Raw genomic sequence first — 19,127 nt, 5'->3', positions numbered from 1 at the left:
GTGATGGCCAGCACGAACGCGGCGTAGAGCGGATCGGGGCGGCTGGCCATCACTCTCGGCATTCGGCGCGGCGAGATCGTCGGGCTCCGTTGGTCTGAGGTCGACCTCGACCACCGGGCCGCGGCGGATTCCCCGGCTCGGCTCCGGCGGCCGACCGGGGCCTCGGCCCGCGCCGATCGCCCTCGGCCGGATCCGCGTCCTCCGTCGTGCCCATGCGACGCTCCCATTCCGCGCAGCCCGGACCGGTGCGCGGGCGTGGTCATGGGTGCGCCGGTGCCGGGGTGAATCGTGACGCGTCATCATCCCGCACGGCGGGCAGGGGTGTCGGGCGCTTTTCCGGATCAGGACCGACCCATCGCAGGACCGATACGCGAACGCGACCGGCGGCCGGGAACCGGGCACCGCAGGCGCCGAAGCCGATGCCGAGACCGTACCGACGCCGACGCCGTCCGTTCGGGCACGCGCCCGGGCCCGAACGGGGCCGGCCCGCTCCCCCGGCTCCGAGGCGGCCCCAGGCGGCCCTCCGAAGCCCTCCGACGGCCTCCGACGGCCCGCCCGCAGCCCGCAGTCTGCTCTCGGCCGGCTCTCAGTCGACCCTCGACCGGCCGTCGACCGGGCGCCCCATCGGCTCGTCCACGATCCGCCGGGCGATCTCACCGGGCCGCACCGGCCGTCCGAAGTGCCAGCCCTGCGCCCAGTCGCAGCCCATGGTCCGCAGCCGCTCCGCGTCCCGGAGGGTCTCCACGCCCTCGGCGGTGACGTTCAGCCCGAGCGCGTGCGCCATCGACACCAGCCCGCTGACGATCCGCCACCCGGTGGACTCGTCCTTCCCCGGTTCGTGCAGGTCACCGACGAAGGAGCCGGCGATCTTCAGCCCGGAGACGGGCAGGTCGCGCAGGTAGGCGAGGTTGGACCAGCCGGTGCCGAAGTCGTCCACGGCCAGCGACACCCCGAGGTCGACCAGCCCGTGCAGGGTGCGCAGCGCCTCGTCCTCCGGCCCGACCACGGTCGACTCGGTGATCTCCAGCTGCAGCCGGGCCGGGTCCAGCCCGGTGCTGTCCAGGATCCGGCCGAGGTCGGTGACCAGGGCGGCGCTGCGGGCCTGCCGGACCGCCAGGTTGACGTTGAGCTGCGGGGCGGCGTCGCCGTACCGCTTGATCCAGTCCGCGGCCTGGCCGCAGGCCTGCTCCAGCACCCAGCGGCCGAGCGGCATGATCAGCCCGGTCTCCTCGGCGGTGGTGACGAACTCGTCCGGGCCGAGCACGCCGAGCTGCGGGTGGCGCCAGCGCACCAGCGCCTCCACGGCGGCCAGCCGACCGTCGGCGAGGCGGTAGAGCGGCTGGTAGTCGATGAAGAACTCGCCGCGGTCGAGGGCCGCGGGCATCCGCACGGACACCGCGTAGCGGCTGACCGCCCGGGCGTTCTCCTTGGGGTCGAACAGCGTCCACCGGCCGCGACCGGCCTCCTTGGCACGGTACAGCGTGAGGTCGGCGGCCCGGACGGCGGCGCCCGGGGTGGTGGTGGACACCCGGCGCTCCAGCACGCCGACGCTGGCGCCGACGGCGAGCTTGTGGTCCCCGATCAGCACCGGCCCGGCCAGCGCCTTGAGGACGGTCTTCGCGGCGGCAACCGCCTCCTGCTCGCCCCGGCACTTCTCCAGCAGGACGACGAACTCGTCGCCGCCGAGCCGGGCCACCAGGTGGCCGAGCGGGCTGAGGGCGGCCTTCAGCCGGGCGGCGACGGCGGCCAGCAACTGGTCGCCCATGTCGTGGCCGAGGCTGTCGTTGACCACCTTGAAGCCGTCGAGGTCGACGTAGCAGAGGCCGAAGCGGGCACCGGGCTCGGGCTCCTCGAACAGCTTCTCCAGCCGCTCGAAGAAGGCCGCGCGGTTGGGCAGGCCGGTGAGGGGATCGTGGGTGGCCTGGTGGCGCAGCCGCTCCTGGAGGCGGTAGCGGTCGGTGACGTCCTCCAGCATCGCGACCTGGTACTGCGGGACACCGTCGTCGTCGCGGATCAGCGAGACGGTCAGGTGGGTCCAGATGATCTCGCCGTCCTGCCGGTAGTACGGCTTGTCGAACTGGAAGTAGTCCCGCTTGCCGCTGATCAGCTCCTCGTAGGCCTCCCACACGCCCGGGGTGTCCTCCGGGTGCACGAGGTCGCCGACCCGGCGGCCGATCATGTCCTCCGGGCCCGCGCCGAACAGCTCCTGGAGGGCCTTGTTGACCGCCAGGATGTTGCCGTCGGTGTCACCGATGCCGATGCCGATCGCCGCGCTCTCGAACAGGGCCCGGAACCGGGCCTCGGACGCGCGCAGCGCCCGCTCGGCCTCCTTGCGGGCGGAGTCGGCGGCGGTGCGGATCGCCTCCTGCTCGGTCAGCGTGCGCTCGCGCAGGGCGGCCGCCCAGCCGGCCGCGAAGGCGCCGGTCAGGGCCGGGCCGCGGTCGTCGTGGACGGGCTGCGCCTGGAGCAGCTCGACCGCCCGGGCCAGCAGCACCGGGTCGGTGAAGTGCGCGTCGACCAGTTCGGCGCCGGCCTGCGCGGCCAGCCGCGGCTCGAACGGATCGTCCTCCTGGGCGCGGTGCAGCAGCGCCGCGGTGCGCGCGACCAGCCGGCCGAGCAGCCCGGGGTGGACGGCGATGCCGTGGTCGGCGGAGAGCAGCCGGGACCAGTCCTCGTGGAACCGCTCCGCGTTGCCGCGCACCGGGGTGGTACTCATCTGCTGAACCTGGTTCCTCTGGTGTGCGCGCCGGCTCCGGCGGGCCCGGTCAGCCCGGTTCGCCCGGCGGGCCCGGTCAGCCCGGCAGGCGCGACAGGCCCGGCGGCGGCCGCCGCGCGGGGCGTACGGCCGTCGGTGCCTCGTCCGTCGCGTCCGCTCAAGGGCGGATCCCGACGCCCGCGACCCCGGCTATCCGCTCGGGGTGCTCGCCGACCGTACCGGGCTGATCCGGGCGCCACAGCGGCAGGTGGACCACGCCCGGCTCGACCAGCTCGAAGCCGGAGAACATCGCGGTGATCTGCTCGTGGGTGCGCATGGTCAGCGGGGTCGGCGTCCGCTGGTAGAGCTTCTGGTGGTCCTCCGCCTGGTCCGGGCGGCTCTCCAGGGCGGCGTGCGAGAGCACCAGCGCGCTGCCGGGCGGGAGGGCGTCGCGGATCACCCCGATCAGCTTCCACGGGTCCTCGTCGTCGCTGACGAAGTGGGCGACGGCGACCAGCAGCACCGCCACGGGCTCGCCGGCCGCCAGCAGTTCGACGACCTCGGGGCGGGCCAGCAGGTCGGCGACGTCGCGCAGGTCGGCCTGGGCGACGGCGCTGGCGGGGTCGTCCTCCAGCAGCAGGCGGCTGTGCGCGACGGCGACGGGGTCGCGGTCCACGTAGACGACCTTCGTCTCGGGGCGGATCGCGCGGGCGATCTCGTGCACCGCTCCGAAGGTCGGGATGCCGGAGCCGATGTCCAGGAAGCGGGTGATGCCCCGCTCGGCGAGGAAGGTCACGGCGCGGCGCAGGAAGGCCCGGTTGGAGCGCATGATCTGCGGCAGCTCCGGCCACATGGCGATCGCCTTGCGCGCCATCTCCCGGTCGACCTCGAAGTTGTGCGAGCCCCCGAGGTAGTAGTCGTAGACCCGCGCGGCGTTCGGTTTGTCCAGGTCCGTACCCTCCGGTACCCAGCTCGGTCGCCGCATGCCTGTGACTCCTTCACTCCGGTTCTGGGGTTGCAGCGCCTTGGGAGAGCTGCCGTGACTGATGAGACTACAAGCACAGAAGATCCTCCCCCGCACCCCGAACGGGTGCAAGCGGAGGGCACCCGTCACGGTGGGCGGAGACCATCGGAACCCATTCCTCCGGTTCGGCGCCCGCCACGGCGGCCAACTCGGGAACGGTCCAACGGCGTTAGCCCCCTGGGGCCGGCCTCGCCGGACTAGGGTGGGGCCGTGGACCCCAATCACTACCGGTTCCGGGGCGTCTGGCGGCTCCCCGCTCCGGCGTCCGCCGTGTACGCGGCGCTGGAGGACGTGCGGAGCTATCCGCTGTGGTGGCCGGAGATCCGCGAGGTCCGCCCGACCGGCGAGGAATCCGGGGACGTGGTGGTGCGCGCACTGCTGCCGTACCGGCTGGTGATCGGCCTGGTGGCGAGCCGGCGCGACCCGGCGGCCGGGGTGCTGGAGGTGGCCATGCGGGGTGACCTGACCGGGTGGTCGCGGTTCACGGTGACGCCGGACGCGGCAGGCCCGCCCGCCGCCGCATGCAGCCGGGTGCTGTTCGAGGAGGACACCCGGCCCGGCAAGCCCCTGCTGCGCCGTCTCGCCCTGCCCCTGCACCCGCTGTTCCGGGCCAACCACGCGGTGATGATGCACCGGGGGCGGCGGGGGCTCGCGGCGTACCTGGCGGGGCGGACGGCGGGCGACGGGGTGGCCGACGGCGGACGGGTGGCGGCGCACAGATGACGGACGACAGCTTTCAGCGAACAGATGACAGATTTCGAAATCTGTCATCTGTTCGCGACTCCCCCGACCCCGACTTCGGCTTCGACGCCCCCTTCGACCGCACCGGCACCGGCAGCAGCAAGTGGGCCCGGGCGGACGCCCCCGGGGTGATCCCGATGGGCCTCGCCGACATGGACCTGCCCGGCCCGCCCGCCGTCGCCGAGGCGCTGGAGCGACGCGCCCGCCACCGCGCGTACGGCTACACGGTGTGCGACCCGGCCAGCCGCGTGCTGGTGGCCGACTGGTACCGCACCCGGCACGGCGCCGCGGTGGACCCGGACTGGGTCCTCCTGCTGCCCTGCGGCCCGCGCACCGCGCTGCGCGTCCTGCTGGAGGCCGTACGGACGCGGGCCCCCGTCCTGTTCCCCACCCCCGACTGGGGCGGATTCGCCCAGCTCTGCCGCGCGGCCGGCCTCCCGTACCGCGAGCTGCCGCTCCGGCCGGGCCCGGACGGCTACCGGCTCCCTACCGGCCCGTTGCCCCGCCCCACCGGAGCCGTGCTGCTGAGCAACCCGCACAACCCCTCCGGCACGGTGTGGCCCACCGACTCGCTGCGGACCCTCGCCGCCTCGGCGGCCGAGAGCGGAGCCCTGCTGGTCTCGGACGAGGTGCACGGCGACCTCACCCACCCCGGCAGCGCCCATCCCGTCGCCGTCACCACCGCCGACCCGGCGCACCGGCCGCTCGTCGTCACCCTCAACTCCGTCGGCAAGACCTTCAACTGCTCCGGCATCCCCAGCAGTTTCGCGCTCGTGCCCGATCCCGGCCTGCGCGCCCGGTTCACGGAGGCGCTGGCCGGCTACGGCCTCTGGGAGGGCGGCCTGCTGGAGCAGACCGTGCAGCGGGCGGCGCTGCGCGAGGGCGGCCCCTGGCTGGACGCGCTGCTGACCCACCTGGCCGGCGCCCGCACCCGGCTGACCGACCGGCTCGGGCCCGCCGTCCTCTCCTCCCCGCGGGCCTCGTACCTGCTCTGGCTGGACGCCGTCGCGCTCGGCCTGCCGCCCGCCGACGCCCGCCGGGCGCTGCTGGCGCGCTGCGGCCTGGAGGCCTCCGACGGCGCCGAGTTCGGCCCCGGCGGCCGGGGCTCGCTGCGCCTGAACTACGCCCTGCCGGGGCCGGTCCTGGCGGCGGTGCTGGAGCGGCTCGAGCGCCTGTGACCCCGGCACATGCCCGGCGGGACGCGGCCCCGCAGCCCGGCCGCCCGTCGTCCGGAAACCCGTCCTCACCCGTTCGCCACAGGCCTGACCTGCGGGAACGAACGTTCACACGATTTTTGCGGAGCGCCCCCGCATGCTCCGTAGCAGACTGGGCAAAGTAGACCGGGCCGCAATCGTGATCCCGAGGATGGTGAGTCCGGTGATACCGGTATCCCGCACCACTCCGCCCGAACGGCAGAGCACGCCACCACCCCCGCCCGGGGTAACCCCGTTGACCGAATCGGGGGCGCGCAGCCATGTGTCGGGCGTCTGCTTCAAGATCGGACCGCCCCGTCTGGTGGGGGTGGAGGTCGAGTGGTTCGTCCATGACGACCGATGTCCCTCCCGACCCGTACGGCCGGAACTGCTCCACGCCGCACTGGAGTCGCTGCCCCTCGGCGGCCCGGACGGCGCCTCGCTCCCCTCCGGTTCGCGCCTCACGCTCGAACCCGGCGGACAGGTCGAGCTCAGCTCCCCGCCCGCCACCGGCCTCCTGGCCTGCGTCGAGGACACCCGACGCGATCTGACCGCCCTGCGGGCCGCCTTCGCGGCGCAGGGCCTGCGCCTCACCGGCACCGGAACGGACCCCTTGGCCCGCCCCCGGCGGATGGTGCTGGACCACCCCCGCTACCTCGCGATGGAGCGCTTCTTCGACTCCGCGGGGCCCTGGGGCCGCATCATGATGACCGGCACCGCTTCGGTGCAGGTGTGCCTGGACGCCGGGGAGGCGGACGGCCCGCAGGCCGTCGAGCGCCGCTGGCGACTGGCCCACCGGCTGGGCCCGGTCCTGGTCGCCGCCTTCGCCAACTCCCCCACGCTGGACGGCCGTTCCACCGGCCATCGATCCACCCGGCAGGCCGTCTGGTCCCGGATGGATCCGACCCGAACGCTCGCCCCGGAGCCGGACCACGGCGACCCGCGGGAGGCCTGGGCGCAGTACGTGCTGGATGCCGAAGTGCTGTGCCTGCGAAGGCCCGAGGGCCTGCCCTGGACGGCACCGGCCGGCCTGACCTTCCGTGACTGGATCCGCGGCGCGGGCGAACGCCCGCCCACGCTCGACGACTTGGACTACCACCGCACCACCCTCTTCCCGCCCGTGCGCCCGCGCGGCCACCTGGAGCTGCGCATGATCGACGCCCAGCCCGGGGACGGCTGGGTGGTGGTCACCGCGCTGGTCACCGCGCTGCTGGACGACCCGAAGGCCGCCGACACCGCGCTGGCCGCCCTGGAGCCCCTGGAGTGCGCGGACGGACCGCGCCCACCGCGCAGCGAGGTGTGGCGCCGCGCCGCCACCCTGGCGATGGCCGACCCGGAGCTGCGCCGCGCCGCCCTCACCTGCTTCGCCGCCGCCGACGCCGCGCTGGGCCGCCTGCCCGGTGCCGAGCGACTGCGCGTCGCCGTCGCCGAGTTCGCCGAACGCTACCCCGCGCGCGGCCGCTGCCCGGCCGACGACCAGCTGGACGCCCTGCGCTCCGGTGCCCGACGCACCCCCTCGGAGGAGGCGACACCATGACCGACGTCCGATCCCACGGCGGCACTGGGGCGGGCGGCGCGGACCGCACCGCGAACCGCACCACCGGTCCCGCCGCCGACAGCCCCACTACCGCCGGTCCCCCCACCACCGGCCCCACCCGCGTCGAAACGGACACCGTCAGCACCGAGGCGCTGCGCGAGAGCATCGCCGCCGAACTGCTGGCCGCCCGCGCCCGCACCGCCGCGCTGACCGACTGCGTCGAGGACGGCGACCTCACCGCCCAGCACTCCCCGCTGATGTCCCCGCTGGTCTGGGACCTCGCGCACATCGGCAACCAGGAGGAACTCTGGCTGCTGCGCAACGTCGGCGGCCGCGACCCGATGCACCCCGAGATCGATCCGCTGTACGACGCCTTCCAGCACCCCCGCGCCGAGCGCCCCGGTCTGCCGCTGCTGCCGCCCGCCGAGGCCCGCGCCTACGCCCACGAGGTGCGCGGCCGGGTGCTGGACCTGCTCGCCGCCAGCCCGCTGGAGGGAGCGCCGCTGCTGGAGGCCGGGTTCGCGTTCGGGATGATCGCCCAGCACGAGCAGCAGCACGACGAGACGATGCTGATCACCCACCAGCTCCGCAGGGGCGAGCCGGCCCTGGCCGCTCCCCCGCCGCCGCCACCGCCCGCCGACGCGGCCCTCCTTCCGGCCGAAGTCCTCGTCCCGGCGGGCCCGTTCACCATGGGCACGGACACCGAGCCGTGGGCCCTGGACAACGAACGCCCGGCGCACACCGTCGACCTGCCGGCCTTCCTGCTGGACACGACCCCGGTCACCAACGCCGCCTACCTGCGCTTCATCGCGGACGGCGGCTACGACGAGCCGCGCTGGTGGACACCGGAGGGCTGGGAGCACCGCCGGCGCGCCGGCCTGACCGCCCCGCTGTTCTGGCACCGCCAGGACGGCCAGTGGCTCCGCCGCCGCTTCGGCACGGTGGCGCCGGTCGAACCGGACGAGCCGGTGCTGCACGTCAGTTGGTACGAGGCGGACGCCTACGCCCGGTGGGCCGGGCGGCGGCTGCCGACCGAGGCGGAGTGGGAGAAGGCGGCCCGGCACGATCCGGCCACCGGCCGGTCCCGCCGCTACCCCTGGGGCGACGGGCCGCCCGGCCCCGAGCACGCCAACCTCGGCCAGCGCCATCTGCGCCCGGCCGCGGCGGGCAGCTACCCGGCGGGCCAGTCACCTTACGGAGTACGCCAGTTGATCGGCGACGTATGGGAGTGGACGGCCAGCGACTTCCACTCCTACCCGGGCTTCCGGGCCTGGCCGTACGACGAGTACTCGAAGGTGTTCTTCGGCCCCGAGTACAAGGTGCTGCGCGGCGGCTGCTTCGCGGTGGCGCCGGTCGCCTGCCGGGGGACGTTCCGCAACTGGGACTACCCGATCCGACGGCAGATCTTCGCCGGGTTCCGCACCGCGCGCGACCTGGAGGATGCCTGATGTGCCGTCATATCGCTTATCTGGGCGAGCCTGTGGCGCCCCGGGAGCTGCTGGTCCACCCGCCGTTCGGGCTGTACCGGCAGTCCTGGGCGCCCCGGGTCCAGCAGTACGGCACGGTCAACGTGGACGGCTTCGGAATCGGCTGGTACGCGGACGGGGACGAGGTGCCCGCCCGCTACCGCCGGACCGGACCGGTCTGGGCGGACGAGACCTTCGCCGACCTCGCCCGGGTGGTCCGCACCCGGGCGCTGCTGGCCGCCGTCCGGTCCGCCACCGAGGGCTGCGCGCCGGGCGAGGGCGCGGCGGCGCCGTTCGCCGCCGAGCGCTGGCTGTTCAGCCACAACGGCGCGGTGGCCGGCTGGCCCGGCAAGCTGGACGCACTGGCCGCCCTGCTGCCCCCGGCCGAGCTGCTGGAGCTGGAGGCCCGCACCGACTCGGCCCTGCTGTGGGCGCTCACCCTGCACCGCCTGCGGGCCGGCGCCGGGCTGGGCGAGGCGCTGGCGGGCACCGTCGCGGACGTCGCCGCGCACACCTCCGGCCGGCTCAACCTGCTGCTCACCGACGGCACCGCGATCGGCGCGACGACCTGGGGCGACACCCTGTACCACCGCACCCTGCCGGGCCTCGGCACGGTGGTGGCCTCCGAGCCGTACGACGACGCGCCGGGCTGGACGCCCGTCCCGGACGGTTCGCTGCTGCTGGCGGACTCGCGCGGCGTCACCCTGAGCCGCCTCTCCGGCCGCGACTGACCCTTCACTCTCCCTTCATCTTCTGAACAGAGGAACCACCCTGTCATGGACACATTCGAACTCACCCGGCTGCTCCCCGCGGACCACTTCAGCACCGCGCTGCGCCACGACGTGCAGCACGGGCTGACCTCGCGGCCCAAGTGGCTGCCGCCCAAGTGGTTCTACGACGCGCGGGGCAGCGAGCTGTTCGAGGAGATCACCCGGCTGCCCGAGTACTACCCGACCCGCGCGGAGCGGGCCATCCTGACCGCCCGGGCCGGCGAGATCGCGGCCGCGACCGGGGCCCGCACCCTGGTCGAACTGGGCTCCGGCTCCTCCGAGAAGACCCGGCTGCTGCTGGACGCCCTGCGCGCGCTCGGCACCCTGGAGACGTACGTGCCGGTGGACGTCAGCGAGAGCGCGCTGACGGCGGCCGGCGGCGCGCTCGCCGCCGAGTACCCCGGGCTGGCGGTGCACGGCGTGCTCGCCGACTTCACCGCCCGGCTCGGCCTCCCCCCGGAGGGCGGCCCCCGCCTGGTCGCCTTCCTCGGCGGCACCCTCGGCAACCTGCTGCCCCTGGAGCGCGCGGCCTTCCTGACCGGCCTGCGCGCCGCCCTCGACCCGGGCGACTTCCTGCTGCTCGGCACCGACCTGGTCAAGGACCCGGCGGTGCTGGTCGCCGCCTACGACGACTCCGCCGGGGTGACCGCCGAGTTCAACCGGAACGTGCTGAACGTGCTCAACCGGGAGCTGGGCGCCGACTTCGACCCGGACGCCTTCGAGCACGTCGCGGTCTGGGACGCCGAACAGGAGTGGATCGAGATGCGGCTGCGTTCGCTGCGCGCGCAGTCCGTGAAGATCCCGGCGCTGGGCCTGCCGGTGGAATTCGCCCGGGGCGAGGAGCTGCGCACCGAGGTGTCGGCCAAGTTCCGCCGGGAGCGGGTGGCCGGGGAACTGGCGGCGGCGGGGCTGCGGCTGAGCCACTGGTGGACCGACCCGGAGGGCCGGTTCGGGCTCTCGCTGGCCTCGCCCGTCTGAGCACCGCGCCCGAGCGCCACACCCTGACGCCGCGGCGGGGCGCCACGGCTGAGCGCCACACCCGGGCGCCACACCCGGGCGCCACCCCCGGGCACCGCGGCTGAGCGCCACACCACGTCCACAGCCGGGGCCGCCCAATTTGCTTGTTCACCTTACGAATTCTCAGAGCGAAACTTGAGGTTCCCGGTGTACAAGACTTGAACATGTAGGGGTTACGATCTCGGCTACCGAGCTCAGCGTTGAGTACCAGGAGTCAGATCGTGAGCGTCACCCAGAAGCCCTCCGGGGCGGTCGAGGCCTCCGTGCCCGGCCGCCTCGGCTTCGTCGTCTTCATCACCGCGGCAGCGGCCCTCGGCGGCTTCCTGTTCGGCTACGACAGCTCCGTGATCAACGGCGCCGTCTCCGGGATCCAGGAGAAGTTCGGCGTCGGCAGCGGCGTGACCGGCCTGATCGTCTCCTCCGCCCTGCTGGGCTCGGCGGTCGGCGCCGCGGTCGCCGGCCGGTTCGCCGACCGGTACGGCCGCATCAAGGTCATGAAGGCGGGCGCGCTGCTGTTCGCGGTCAGCGCGGTCGGCTCGATGCTGCCGTTCTCCTCCTGGGACCTCGCCCTGTGGCGCGTCCTCGGCGGCGCGGCCATCGGCATCGCCTCGGTGATCGCCCCGACCTACATCGCCGAGGTCGCGCCGACCAGGTACCGGGGCCGGCTGGCCTCCTTCCAGCAGGCCGCGATCGTGCTCGGCATCGCGATATCCCAGCTGGTCAACTGGCTGCTGGCGCAGGCCGCCGGCGGTGACACCCGCGGCCGGCTGCTCGGCCTGGAGGCCTGGCAGTGGATGCTCGGCATCTGCGTCGTGCCGGCCGCGATCTACTTCGTGCTCGCCTCGATGATCCCCGAGTCCCCGCGCTACCTGATCCAGGCCGAGCGCCTGGACGAAGCCCGCAAGGTGCTCGTCCAGGTCGAGGGCGAGGGTGTGGACACCGACGCCCGGATCGCCGAGGTCCAGGGCCTGATCGCCTCCGACCACCGCCCGCGCTTCCGCGACCTGCTCGGCGGCCGCTTCGGCCTGCTCCCGATCGTCTGGGTCGGCATCGGCCTGTCGGTCTTCCAGCAGCTGGTCGGCATCAACGTGATCTTCTACTACTCGTCGATCCTCTGGCAGTCGGTCGGCATCGACCAGAGCAACTCCCTGCTGATCAGCTTCGTCGGCTCGGTGATCAACATCCTGGGCACCGTGATCGCGATCGTGCTGGTCGACCGGATCGGCCGCAAGCCGCTCGCCCTGATCGGCTCGGCGGGCATGGCGGTCGCGCTCGGCACGGCCGGCTGGGCCTTCTCCTCGGCCACCGGCAGCGGGGACAACCTCACCCTGCCCGACCTCCAGGGCACCGTCGCCCTGATCGCCGCCAACGCCTTCGTGCTGTTCTTCGCGATGTCCTGGGGCGTGGTCGTCTGGGTGATGCTCGGCGAGATGTTCCCGAACCGGATCCGTGCCGCCGCGCTCTCCGTCGCCGCCTCCGCGCAGTGGATCGCGAACTGGGTGATCACCGTCTCGTTCCCGTCCATGTCGCGCTGGAACCTGTCGGCGACGTACCTGATCTACGCCGCCTTCGCGGCGCTGTCCATCCTCTTCGTGGCGAGGTTCATGAAGGAGACCAAGGGCGTCCGGCTGGAGGACATGGGCTGATCCGCCCGTCGGACTCCCGGCCCCCGCACCCCCTGCGCCGAGCGCGACGGGGTACGGGGGCCGAATCGTTTCCGCAGGACCGGAGCCGCCGTTCGGGGTTGCGCGAGGCGGAACGCGTCCCGGCAGAGCGGCCGGAGTGGACGGGGCAGGACGGGGCAGGACGGGACGAGAAGGTTCAGGACCGTTCGGCGAGCCGGGCGTAGCGCAGGGCGAGCCCGTCGAGCAGTGCCTCCAGCCCGGTCTCGAACGCCCCCTCGTCCACCGCCCCCCGGTGCCCGGCCAGCCGGTGCGCCTCGCCGAGGTGCGGGTAGTCGGCCGCGTCGTAGACCTCGGCGTCCGCCGGGAAGCCGGCCGCGAAGGAGGCCAGCGCCGAGCCGGTGACGAAGTAGCGCATCAACGCGCCGATCCTGGTCGCCTGGCCGCGCGGCCACCCGGAGTCGACCAGGTGGCCGAAGACGGCGTCGGCCAGGCGCAGCGCGTTCGGCCGCCGCCCGGGGCCCTGGGCGAGCACCGGGACGATGTTGGGGTGGGCGGCCAGCGCGGCGCGGTAGGAGCGGGCCCAGTCGCGCAGCGCCTCCGGCCAGGCTGCCCGACCGGGCTCCCCGGGAACCCCGGGAACCCCGGTCGTCCCGGAACTCCCCGAGGTCCCGAACATCGACAGGTCGACCTCGCCCATGACGCTGTCCACCACCGCGTCCAGCAGCTCGTCCTTGGTCGCGAAGTGGTTGTAGAGCGAGGGCCCGCTGACAGACAGCTCGGTGGCGAGTCGGCGGGTCGAGAGGGCGTCCAGACCCTCGTCGTCGATCAGCCGCAGCGCGGCGGCGACGATGCGCTCGCGGCTGAGCAGCGGGGTGCGTGGACGGGCCATCGCCTCGGGTACCTCCGGTTCCTCCGGTCGGGTGTGCTGGGGACCGATTCTGGCAGGTGCCCCTTCCCAGCGCGGGCCGGGCGGGGCTACAGTCGCCCCATAAAACTTGCAGCGCTAGTTTAATGGGGCCGGAGCCGGATTCCGAGCCCCGGACACCGGATTCGGGAGCCGCCGTGAACCTGGAGTTGTCCGAGGAGCAGAGCGCCGTCCGGGACCTCGCGGCCTCCTTCACCGACCGCGAGATCGTGCCGTACGCCGCCGAGTGGGACCGGGCCGAGTCCGTGGACCGCGCGATCATCGGCAAGCTGGCCGAGGTCGGCTTCCTCGGGCTGACCATCCCGGAGGAGTACGGCGGAAGCGGCGGCGACCACCTCGCGTACTGCCTCGTCCTGGAGGAGCTCGGACGCGGCGACTCGGCCGTGCGCGGGATCGTCTCGGTCTCGCTCGGCCTGGTCGGCAAGTCGGTCAACGCCTTCGGCACCGAGGAGCAGAAGCGCCACTGGCTCCCCCGGCTCACCTCGGGCGAGGCGCTCGCCTGCTTCGCCCTCACCGAACCGGGCACCGGATCGGACGCCGCCAACCTCACCACCCGGGCCGTCCGGGCCGGCGAGGACTGGCTGATCAGCGGCGCCAAGACCTTCATCACCAACGGCACCTGGGCCGACGTCGCCCTGGTCTTCGCCCGCACCGGCGGCGACGCGCCCGAACTGCGGGGCCACCGGGGCATCACCGCGTTCCTGGTCCCCACCGACCTGCCCGGCTTCACCCGCACCGAGATCCACGGGAAGCTGGGCCTGCGCGGCCAGGCCACCGCCGCGCTCTCCCTCGAGGACGTCCGGGTGCCGGACAGCGCCCGGCTCGGCGAGGTCGGCAAGGGGTTCACGGTGGCGATGGCCGCACTGGCCAAGGGCCGGATGTCGGTGGCGGCCGGCTGCGTCGGCATCGCCCGGGCCTGCCTGGAGGCCGCCGTGCGCTACGCGGGCGAGCGCGAGCAGTTCGGAAAACCGATCGCCTCGCACCAGCTCGTCCAGGAGCTGCTGGCCGGCATCGCCGTGGACGTCGAGGCGGCCCGGCTGCTCACCTGGAAGGTCGCCGACCACATCGAGCGCGGACTGCCGTTCGCCACCGAGTCCTCCGTCGCCAAGCTGTACGCCGGCGAGGCCGCCGTCCGGGCCGCCAACAACGCGCTCCAGGTCTTCGGAGGCTACGGCTTCATCGACGAGTACCCGGTCGGCAAGTACCTGCGCGACGCGCGGGTGATGACCCTCTACGAGGGCACCAGCCAGATCCACCAGCTGCTCATCGGACGTGCCCTCACCGGCGTCAACGCCTTCTGACGCCCCCGGCACCGGACCAGCCCCGCCACCCGACAAGGAGCCCGACGACGTGCGTCCCGTCTACTTCGCCGCCGCCCGCCGCACACCCATCGGCCGGCTGCGCGGTGCGCTCGCCACGGTCCGCCCTGACGACCTCTCGGCCACCGTGCTGCGCGCCCTGCTCGCCGACGTACCCGCGCTCGACCCGGCCCGGATCGACGACGTCTACTGGGGCGCCGCCAACCAGGCCGGCGAGGACAACCGCAACGCCGCCCGGATGGCCGTGCTGCTGGCCGGCCTCCCGGCGACCGTCCCCGGAGCCACCGTCAACCGCCTCTGCGCCTCCGGGCTGGAAGCCGTGACCCTCGCCGCCCGGGCCATCGGCTCCGGCGAGGCGGACGTCGTGCTGGCCGGCGGCTGCGAGTCGATGACCCGCGCACCCTTCGTCCTCCCCCGCCCCGACGAGGCGCTGCCGCACCGGATGGAGACCTTCGACACCCGGCTCGGCTGGCGGCTCACCAACCCCCGGATGGCCGAACTGCACGGCGTGCTCAGCATGGGCGAGACCGCCGAGGAGGTGGCCACCCGGTACGGCATCGACCGCGAGCGCCAGGACGCCTTCGCGCTGCGCAGCCACCAGCGGGCCGGCGCCGCCCGCAAGGACGGTCACTTCGACGCCGAACTCGTCCCGGTCGAGCGGCCGGACGGGGTGACGGTGGGCCGGGACGAAAGCATCCGCGAGGACACCAGCCTGGCCAAGCTCGCCGGTCTCAAGCCGGTGTTCCGCACCGGGGGCACGGTCACCGCCGGGAACGCCTCGCCGATGAACGACGGCGCGTCCGGGCTGCTCCTGGTCGGTGAGGAGGCGCTGCGCGACCTCGGGCTCCGGCCGCTCGGCCGGTACGTGGCCGGCGCCTCCGCCGGCGTGCACCCGGACGTCATGGGCATCGGTCCGGTGCCGGCCACCGCGAAGGTGCTCGCGCGGGCCGGCTGGACGCTCGCCGACCTGGACACCGCCGAACTGAACGAGGCCTTCGCCGCCCAGGCGCTCGCCTCCGCCGACGGCATCGGGTTCAGCCCGGAGCAGGCCGAGGAGGTGGTCAACCCCAGCGGTGGGGCGATCGCGCTCGGTCACCCCCTGGGCGGCTCCGGCGCCCGCATCCTCACCACCCTGCTGCACCGGATGCGCCGTACCGGCGCCCGGCGTGGTCTGGCCACCATGTGCGTGGGCGTCGGGCAGGGCACGGCCGTCCTGGTCGAGAACGACTGACACCGGCGGAGTCCGGAACCGGCGACGTCCGGCATCGGCGACGTCCGGCATCGGCGGCATGCGTGACCTGCGAGGTTCGTGACGGACGAGGTTCGTGACGGGCGCTCGCCGTCTGTTTGATCCACACCACCGAGGAGTTCACATGACGCGGTTCGCGGGCAAGGTCGCCGTGGTGACCGGCGCGGCGCAGGGCATCGGGGCGGCCACCGCCCGCCGGCTGGCGGAGGAGGGCGCGGCGGTCGCCGTCGTCGACCTCACCGCCGAGCGGGCGGCCAGGACGGTCGCCGAGATCACCGGCAAGGGCGGCACCGCCCGGGCGTACGGCTGCGACGTCGCCGACTACGACGCCGTGGAAGCGGTGTTCGCGCAGGTCGCGGCGGACCTCGGCGGGGTGCACATCCTGGTCAACAACGCCGGGATCACGCGGGACAACCTGTTCTTCAAGATGCCCAAGTCCGACTGGGACGCGGTGCTGACGGTCAACCTGACCAGTGCGTACAACTGCAGCCACGTCGCGCAGAAGTACATGGTGGCGCAGAAGTACGGGAAGATCGTCTCGCTCAGCTCCCGCTCCGCCCTCGGCAACCGGGGCCAGGCCAACTACGCCGCCGCCAAGGCCGGCATCCAGGGCCTCACCGCGACCCTGGCGATCGAGCTGGGGCCGTTCAACATCAACGTGAACGCCGTCGCGCCCGGGTACATCGCCACCCCGATGACCGCGTCCACCGCCGAGCGGGTCGGCAGCAGCGCCGAGGAGCACCAGGCCGAGGTCGCCGCCCGGACGCCGCTGCGCCGGGTCGGACAGCCCGAGGAGATCGCCTCGGTCGTCGCCTTCCTGGCCAGCGAGGAGGCCTCGTACGTCAGCGGTCAGACCCTGTACGTCAACGGCGGGGCCCGCTAGAGCCCGGCTGACGTGTCATCACATGGTCGTCCCAGGTGGGAGGTTACTTTCCCCTGGGACGACCTTTACCTTTTCGCGTGGCCGAGCATGACCATGCCCTTGATCATATGACCCCACCAAATGACTATGGCATGATCATGCGGCACTCGATGGGATGGCCGGACCGACCCGACCGGACATGGTCGGGCCCTGCGTCCCAAGGAGTCCCATGGGCAGCCCCGCCACCCTCCGCCGCGCCCTGGCTCTGCTCGCCGTGGGGGCCACCGCCCTCACGGCCGGCACCGTCGCCGTACCGGCCGCCGGCACCGCGATCGCCGCCCCCACGCACGACCTCGCGGGCGTCCACGTCCGCCCCGCCTCCTTCGGGCACCACAACGCCCAGGGCCGCCCCGCCCCGCTGAGCACCACCCAGTGCGTCAGCCAGGTCGGCATCCACTGCTACTCGCCGCTGCAGTACCGGACCGCCTACAACCTGGACCCGCTGTACCAGGAGGGCATCACCGGCAAGGGCCGCACGATCGTCATCGTCGACTCCTTCGGTTCGCCGACCATCCAGCACGATCTGGAGGTCTTCGACAAGCAGTGGGGCATCCCGGACACCAACGTCGAGGTGGTCAAGTGGGGCAACGTCCCCACCTGGGACCCGAAGAACCCCGACCACACCGGATGGGCCGGCGAGACCACCCTGGACGTCGAGTACGCCCACGCGATCGCCCCCGACGCGCACATCATCCTGGTCGAGACCGGCGTCGCCGAGACCGAGGGCACCACCGGCCTGCCCGAGATGATGGACGCCGAGAAGGCCCTCATCAAGGCCGGCCGCGCCGACGTCATCTCGCAGAGCTTCGGCGCCACCGAGAACACCTTCCCCGGGTACGACAAGGGCGACTTCAAGTCGCTCACCGACCTGCGCTACGCCTTCCAGGCCGCCGCCGACCACAACGTGACGGTGCTCGCGGCCTCCGGCGACAACGGTGCCACCGACGCGCAGGAGAACGGCAGCGACCTGTACCCGTACAAGGTCAACTCCTGGCCGTCCTCGGACCCGCTGGTCACCTCCATCGGCGGCACCCAGCTCACCCTGGACGACTCCGGGAACCGCACCGCGCCCGACAAGGTGTGGCACGACAAGTCCGGCGCCGGCGGCGGTGGCGTCTCGGGCGTCTTCGAGCGCCCGTGGTACCAGACCGGCGTCGCCAACGTCACCGGCAACCACCGCGGCACCCCGGACATCAGCATGAGCGCGGCCGTGGACGGCGCCGCCTGGACCTACGAGTCCTACGACCCGACCTCCGTCGGCTGGCACCTCACCGGCGGCACCAGCGAGGCCACCCCGCTGTTCTCGGGCGTCGTCGCGCTCGCCGACCAGCTCGCCGGCCACCGCCTCGGCCAGCTCAACTGGCGTCTGTACGGCATGAACCTGCTGCCGAGCAAGTGGAGCGGCATCGTGGACGTCAAGCAGGGCGACAACGGCTGGGGCGGCGTCACCGGCTACAACGCCACCGAGGGCTACGACCTCGCCAGCGGCCTGGGCACCATCGACGGCACGAAGTTCGTGCACGCGGTCGCCGGTCGGTGAACGGGCGGCTCACCGGGTGGTGAGTGACGGGTGACGGACGACAGCGAACAGCTGACAGATTTCGAAATCTGTCAGCTGTTTGCTGTTCGCTGTTATCTGTTTGCCGTCAGCTGTTCGCCGTCATCTGTTCGCCGCTACCTGTCTGCTGTCGCCTGTCAGCCGGTGGCGGCCAGCTGGGCGAGGTAGCGCTCGGCGGCGCGGAGCTTGCGACCGTCGGGGCCCGGAAGGTAGGCGCGCAGTTCGATGATCTCCGGGGCGATCCGGATGGCCTCCGCACGGTCGGTGATCGCACGCCAGCAGGCCTCGGCGTTGGTGGCCGCCCGCTGGGTCTCCGTGTGGTCCGGGCCCTGCGAGCGGAGCAGCGTCAGCGCCACCTCGCGGTAGATGTCCGCGGCCTCCGCCGACCGGCCCGCGAGCCGGCAGACGTGCGCCCGCACCTGCCGGACCTGCAGCACCGGCTCGGAGACGGCACCGTGCTCGGCGATCGCCTCCAGTTCGAGGGCGAAGGCCAGGTCGGTGGCGGCGGCGTGGTCACCGGCGTCGGCGCTGCGGACGATCCGTCCGATGACCTCCCGGTAGTCCGCGCGGGGAGCAGGAGCCGCAACCGCCTTGTCGGTGGGAGCGGCGTCGCCCGGCACCTGGTCGGCGGGTGCACCGTCGGTCCGCACCTCGTCGACAGGGGTCCGCTCGGCGGGCGCCTCGTCCGCCGGCTCGGGCTCCGCCGGGACGGCCTCCCTGGGCTCCTCCGCCGCCTCGGGCGCCGCCTCGACCTCGAGCGTCTCCTCGGTGGCGTCCTCCGTCGCGGTGTCCTCCGTCGCGGCGTCCTCCGTCGCGGCCTCGCCCGCCTCCGTGCCGGTCTCGGCGCTCGGCTCCGCGTCCGGCTCCTCGGCCGCCGCGTCGCTCGCGGCCTCGGCCGTCTCCACCACGGTCTCGGGGGCCACCACGGCTTGGGTCGGCGGCAGTTCGGGCTCAGTGACGGTGCCGTCCGCGGGCTCCGGCCGGGACTTGAGCGCCACCACCCGACTGCTGCCCGGCACCAGCCTGAGCGACCGCGTGGTCACCTACGAGGAGCAGATCCTCACCGAGCAGCTGCCGGAGAGCATC

The 19,127-nt window shown here is 73.5% G+C and carries 15 protein-coding genes; 11 read left to right on the top strand and 4 right to left on the bottom strand.

What is annotated here, in order from left to right:
• Positions 1 to 586: 586 nt before the first annotated feature.
• Together AB0E96_RS23805 and AB0E96_RS23800 are read right to left on the bottom strand one after the other, a co-directional pair.
• On the bottom strand, positions 587 to 2,716 hold the full coding sequence (locus AB0E96_RS23805; protein WP_359827099.1) for an EAL domain-containing protein: 2,130 nt from the start codon (positions 2,714 to 2,716) through the stop codon (positions 587 to 589).
• A gap of 157 nt (positions 2,717 to 2,873) precedes the next feature.
• The gene (locus AB0E96_RS23800) at positions 2,874 to 3,680 is read right to left on the bottom strand and encodes an SAM-dependent methyltransferase (RefSeq protein ID WP_359827096.1); all 807 of its coding nucleotides are present in this window, start codon (positions 3,678 to 3,680) and stop codon (positions 2,874 to 2,876) included.
• 249 nt (positions 3,681 to 3,929) lie between these two features.
• Here AB0E96_RS23800 and AB0E96_RS23795 point away from each other — a divergent pair, with 249 nt between their 5' ends.
• The 7 genes from AB0E96_RS23795 to AB0E96_RS23765 all read left to right on the top strand — a co-directional run bounded on the left by AB0E96_RS23795 (position 3,930) and on the right by AB0E96_RS23765 (position 12,089).
• A complete protein-coding gene (locus AB0E96_RS23795; RefSeq protein WP_359827093.1) occupies positions 3,930 to 4,442 on the top strand; it encodes an SRPBCC family protein in 513 nt (170 codons plus the stop codon).
• On the top strand, positions 4,439 to 5,638 hold the full coding sequence (locus AB0E96_RS23790) for an aminotransferase class I/II-fold pyridoxal phosphate-dependent enzyme (RefSeq protein ID WP_359827090.1): 1,200 nt from the start codon (positions 4,439 to 4,441) through the stop codon (positions 5,636 to 5,638). The genes AB0E96_RS23795 and AB0E96_RS23790 overlap by 4 nt, the downstream gene beginning before the upstream one ends.
• A gap of 271 nt (positions 5,639 to 5,909) precedes the next feature.
• Positions 5,910 to 7,190, top strand: coding sequence for an ergothioneine biosynthesis glutamate--cysteine ligase EgtA (egtA, locus tag AB0E96_RS23785; RefSeq protein WP_359827087.1), 1,281 nt, complete (start codon positions 5,910 to 5,912; stop codon positions 7,188 to 7,190).
• Entirely contained in the window at positions 7,187 to 8,638 is a 1,452-nt protein-coding gene (gene egtB, locus AB0E96_RS23780; RefSeq protein WP_359827084.1) for an ergothioneine biosynthesis protein EgtB, read from the top strand. Before egtA ends, egtB begins: the two co-directional genes overlap by 4 nt.
• Complete coding sequence (egtC, locus tag AB0E96_RS23775) at positions 8,638 to 9,387, top strand: ergothioneine biosynthesis protein EgtC (protein WP_359827081.1); 750 nt, start codon at positions 8,638 to 8,640, stop codon at positions 9,385 to 9,387. Before egtB ends, egtC begins: the two co-directional genes overlap by 1 nt.
• Before the next feature lie 45 nt (positions 9,388 to 9,432).
• On the top strand, positions 9,433 to 10,404 hold the full coding sequence (gene egtD, locus AB0E96_RS23770; RefSeq protein WP_359827078.1) for an L-histidine N(alpha)-methyltransferase: 972 nt from the start codon (positions 9,433 to 9,435) through the stop codon (positions 10,402 to 10,404).
• Between the two features lie 260 nt (positions 10,405 to 10,664).
• Positions 10,665 to 12,089 carry a sugar porter family MFS transporter gene (locus AB0E96_RS23765; RefSeq protein WP_359827075.1) on the top strand — a complete coding sequence of 475 codons (1,425 nt, stop codon included), beginning with the start codon at positions 10,665 to 10,667 and terminating at the stop codon, positions 12,087 to 12,089.
• 175 nt (positions 12,090 to 12,264) lie between these two features.
• On the opposite strand, the gene AB0E96_RS23760 is transcribed toward AB0E96_RS23765, so the two are convergent.
• Entirely contained in the window at positions 12,265 to 12,957 is a 693-nt protein-coding gene (locus tag AB0E96_RS23760) for a TetR/AcrR family transcriptional regulator (RefSeq protein WP_359827072.1), read from the bottom strand.
• A gap of 173 nt (positions 12,958 to 13,130) precedes the next feature.
• Here AB0E96_RS23760 and AB0E96_RS23755 point away from each other — a divergent pair, with 173 nt between their 5' ends.
• From AB0E96_RS23755 to AB0E96_RS23740, 4 genes are all read left to right on the top strand, one after another.
• The gene (locus AB0E96_RS23755) at positions 13,131 to 14,294 is read left to right on the top strand and encodes an acyl-CoA dehydrogenase family protein (RefSeq protein ID WP_359827070.1); all 1,164 of its coding nucleotides are present in this window, start codon (positions 13,131 to 13,133) and stop codon (positions 14,292 to 14,294) included.
• Positions 14,295 to 14,343: 49 nt separating this feature from the next.
• The gene (locus tag AB0E96_RS23750; RefSeq protein ID WP_359827068.1) at positions 14,344 to 15,543 is read left to right on the top strand and encodes an acetyl-CoA C-acyltransferase; all 1,200 of its coding nucleotides are present in this window, start codon (positions 14,344 to 14,346) and stop codon (positions 15,541 to 15,543) included.
• A 142-nt stretch (positions 15,544 to 15,685) separates the two neighbouring features.
• Positions 15,686 to 16,444, top strand: a complete 759-nt coding sequence (locus AB0E96_RS23745; protein ID WP_359827065.1) for a beta-ketoacyl-ACP reductase — start codon at positions 15,686 to 15,688, stop codon at positions 16,442 to 16,444.
• Positions 16,445 to 16,652: 208 nt separating this feature from the next.
• The gene (locus AB0E96_RS23740; RefSeq protein ID WP_359827062.1) at positions 16,653 to 18,023 is read left to right on the top strand and encodes a S53 family peptidase; all 1,371 of its coding nucleotides are present in this window, start codon (positions 16,653 to 16,655) and stop codon (positions 18,021 to 18,023) included.
• A 155-nt stretch (positions 18,024 to 18,178) separates the two neighbouring features.
• Here the strand turns inward: AB0E96_RS23740 and AB0E96_RS23735 are convergent, their stop codons facing one another.
• Positions 18,179 to 19,039 (bottom strand): hypothetical protein, encoded by an 861-nt coding sequence (locus AB0E96_RS23735; RefSeq protein ID WP_359827060.1) that lies wholly within the window; start codon positions 19,037 to 19,039, stop codon positions 18,179 to 18,181.
• Positions 19,040 to 19,127 lie beyond the last annotated feature (88 nt).

It is taken from the genome of Kitasatospora sp. NPDC036755 (assembly GCF_040636595.1).
In the GTDB taxonomy this organism is placed as follows: Bacteria; Actinomycetota; Actinomycetes; order Streptomycetales; family Streptomycetaceae; genus Kitasatospora.
Note: the sequence above shows the minus strand (reverse complement) of the source record. Positions and strands in the feature narration are given on the sequence as shown.

Coding starts and splice junctions, on each gene's coding strand:
- AB0E96_RS23805 (WP_359827099.1), bottom strand. CDS start 2,716: ATGAGTACCACCCCGGTGCGCGGCAACGCGGAGCGGTTCCACGAGGAC.
- AB0E96_RS23800 (WP_359827096.1), bottom strand. CDS start 3,680: ATGCGGCGACCGAGCTGGGTACCGGAGGGTACGGACCTGGACAAACCG.
- AB0E96_RS23790 (WP_359827090.1), top strand. CDS start 4,439: ATGACGGACGACAGCTTTCAGCGAACAGATGACAGATTTCGAAATCTG.
- egtB (WP_359827084.1), top strand. CDS start 7,187: ATGACCGACGTCCGATCCCACGGCGGCACTGGGGCGGGCGGCGCGGAC.
- egtC (WP_359827081.1), top strand. CDS start 8,638: ATGTGCCGTCATATCGCTTATCTGGGCGAGCCTGTGGCGCCCCGGGAG.
- egtD (WP_359827078.1), top strand. CDS start 9,433: ATGGACACATTCGAACTCACCCGGCTGCTCCCCGCGGACCACTTCAGC.
- AB0E96_RS23760 (WP_359827072.1), bottom strand. CDS start 12,957: ATGGCCCGTCCACGCACCCCGCTGCTCAGCCGCGAGCGCATCGTCGCC.
- AB0E96_RS23745 (WP_359827065.1), top strand. CDS start 15,686: ATGACGCGGTTCGCGGGCAAGGTCGCCGTGGTGACCGGCGCGGCGCAG.
- AB0E96_RS23740 (WP_359827062.1), top strand. CDS start 16,653: ATGGGCAGCCCCGCCACCCTCCGCCGCGCCCTGGCTCTGCTCGCCGTG.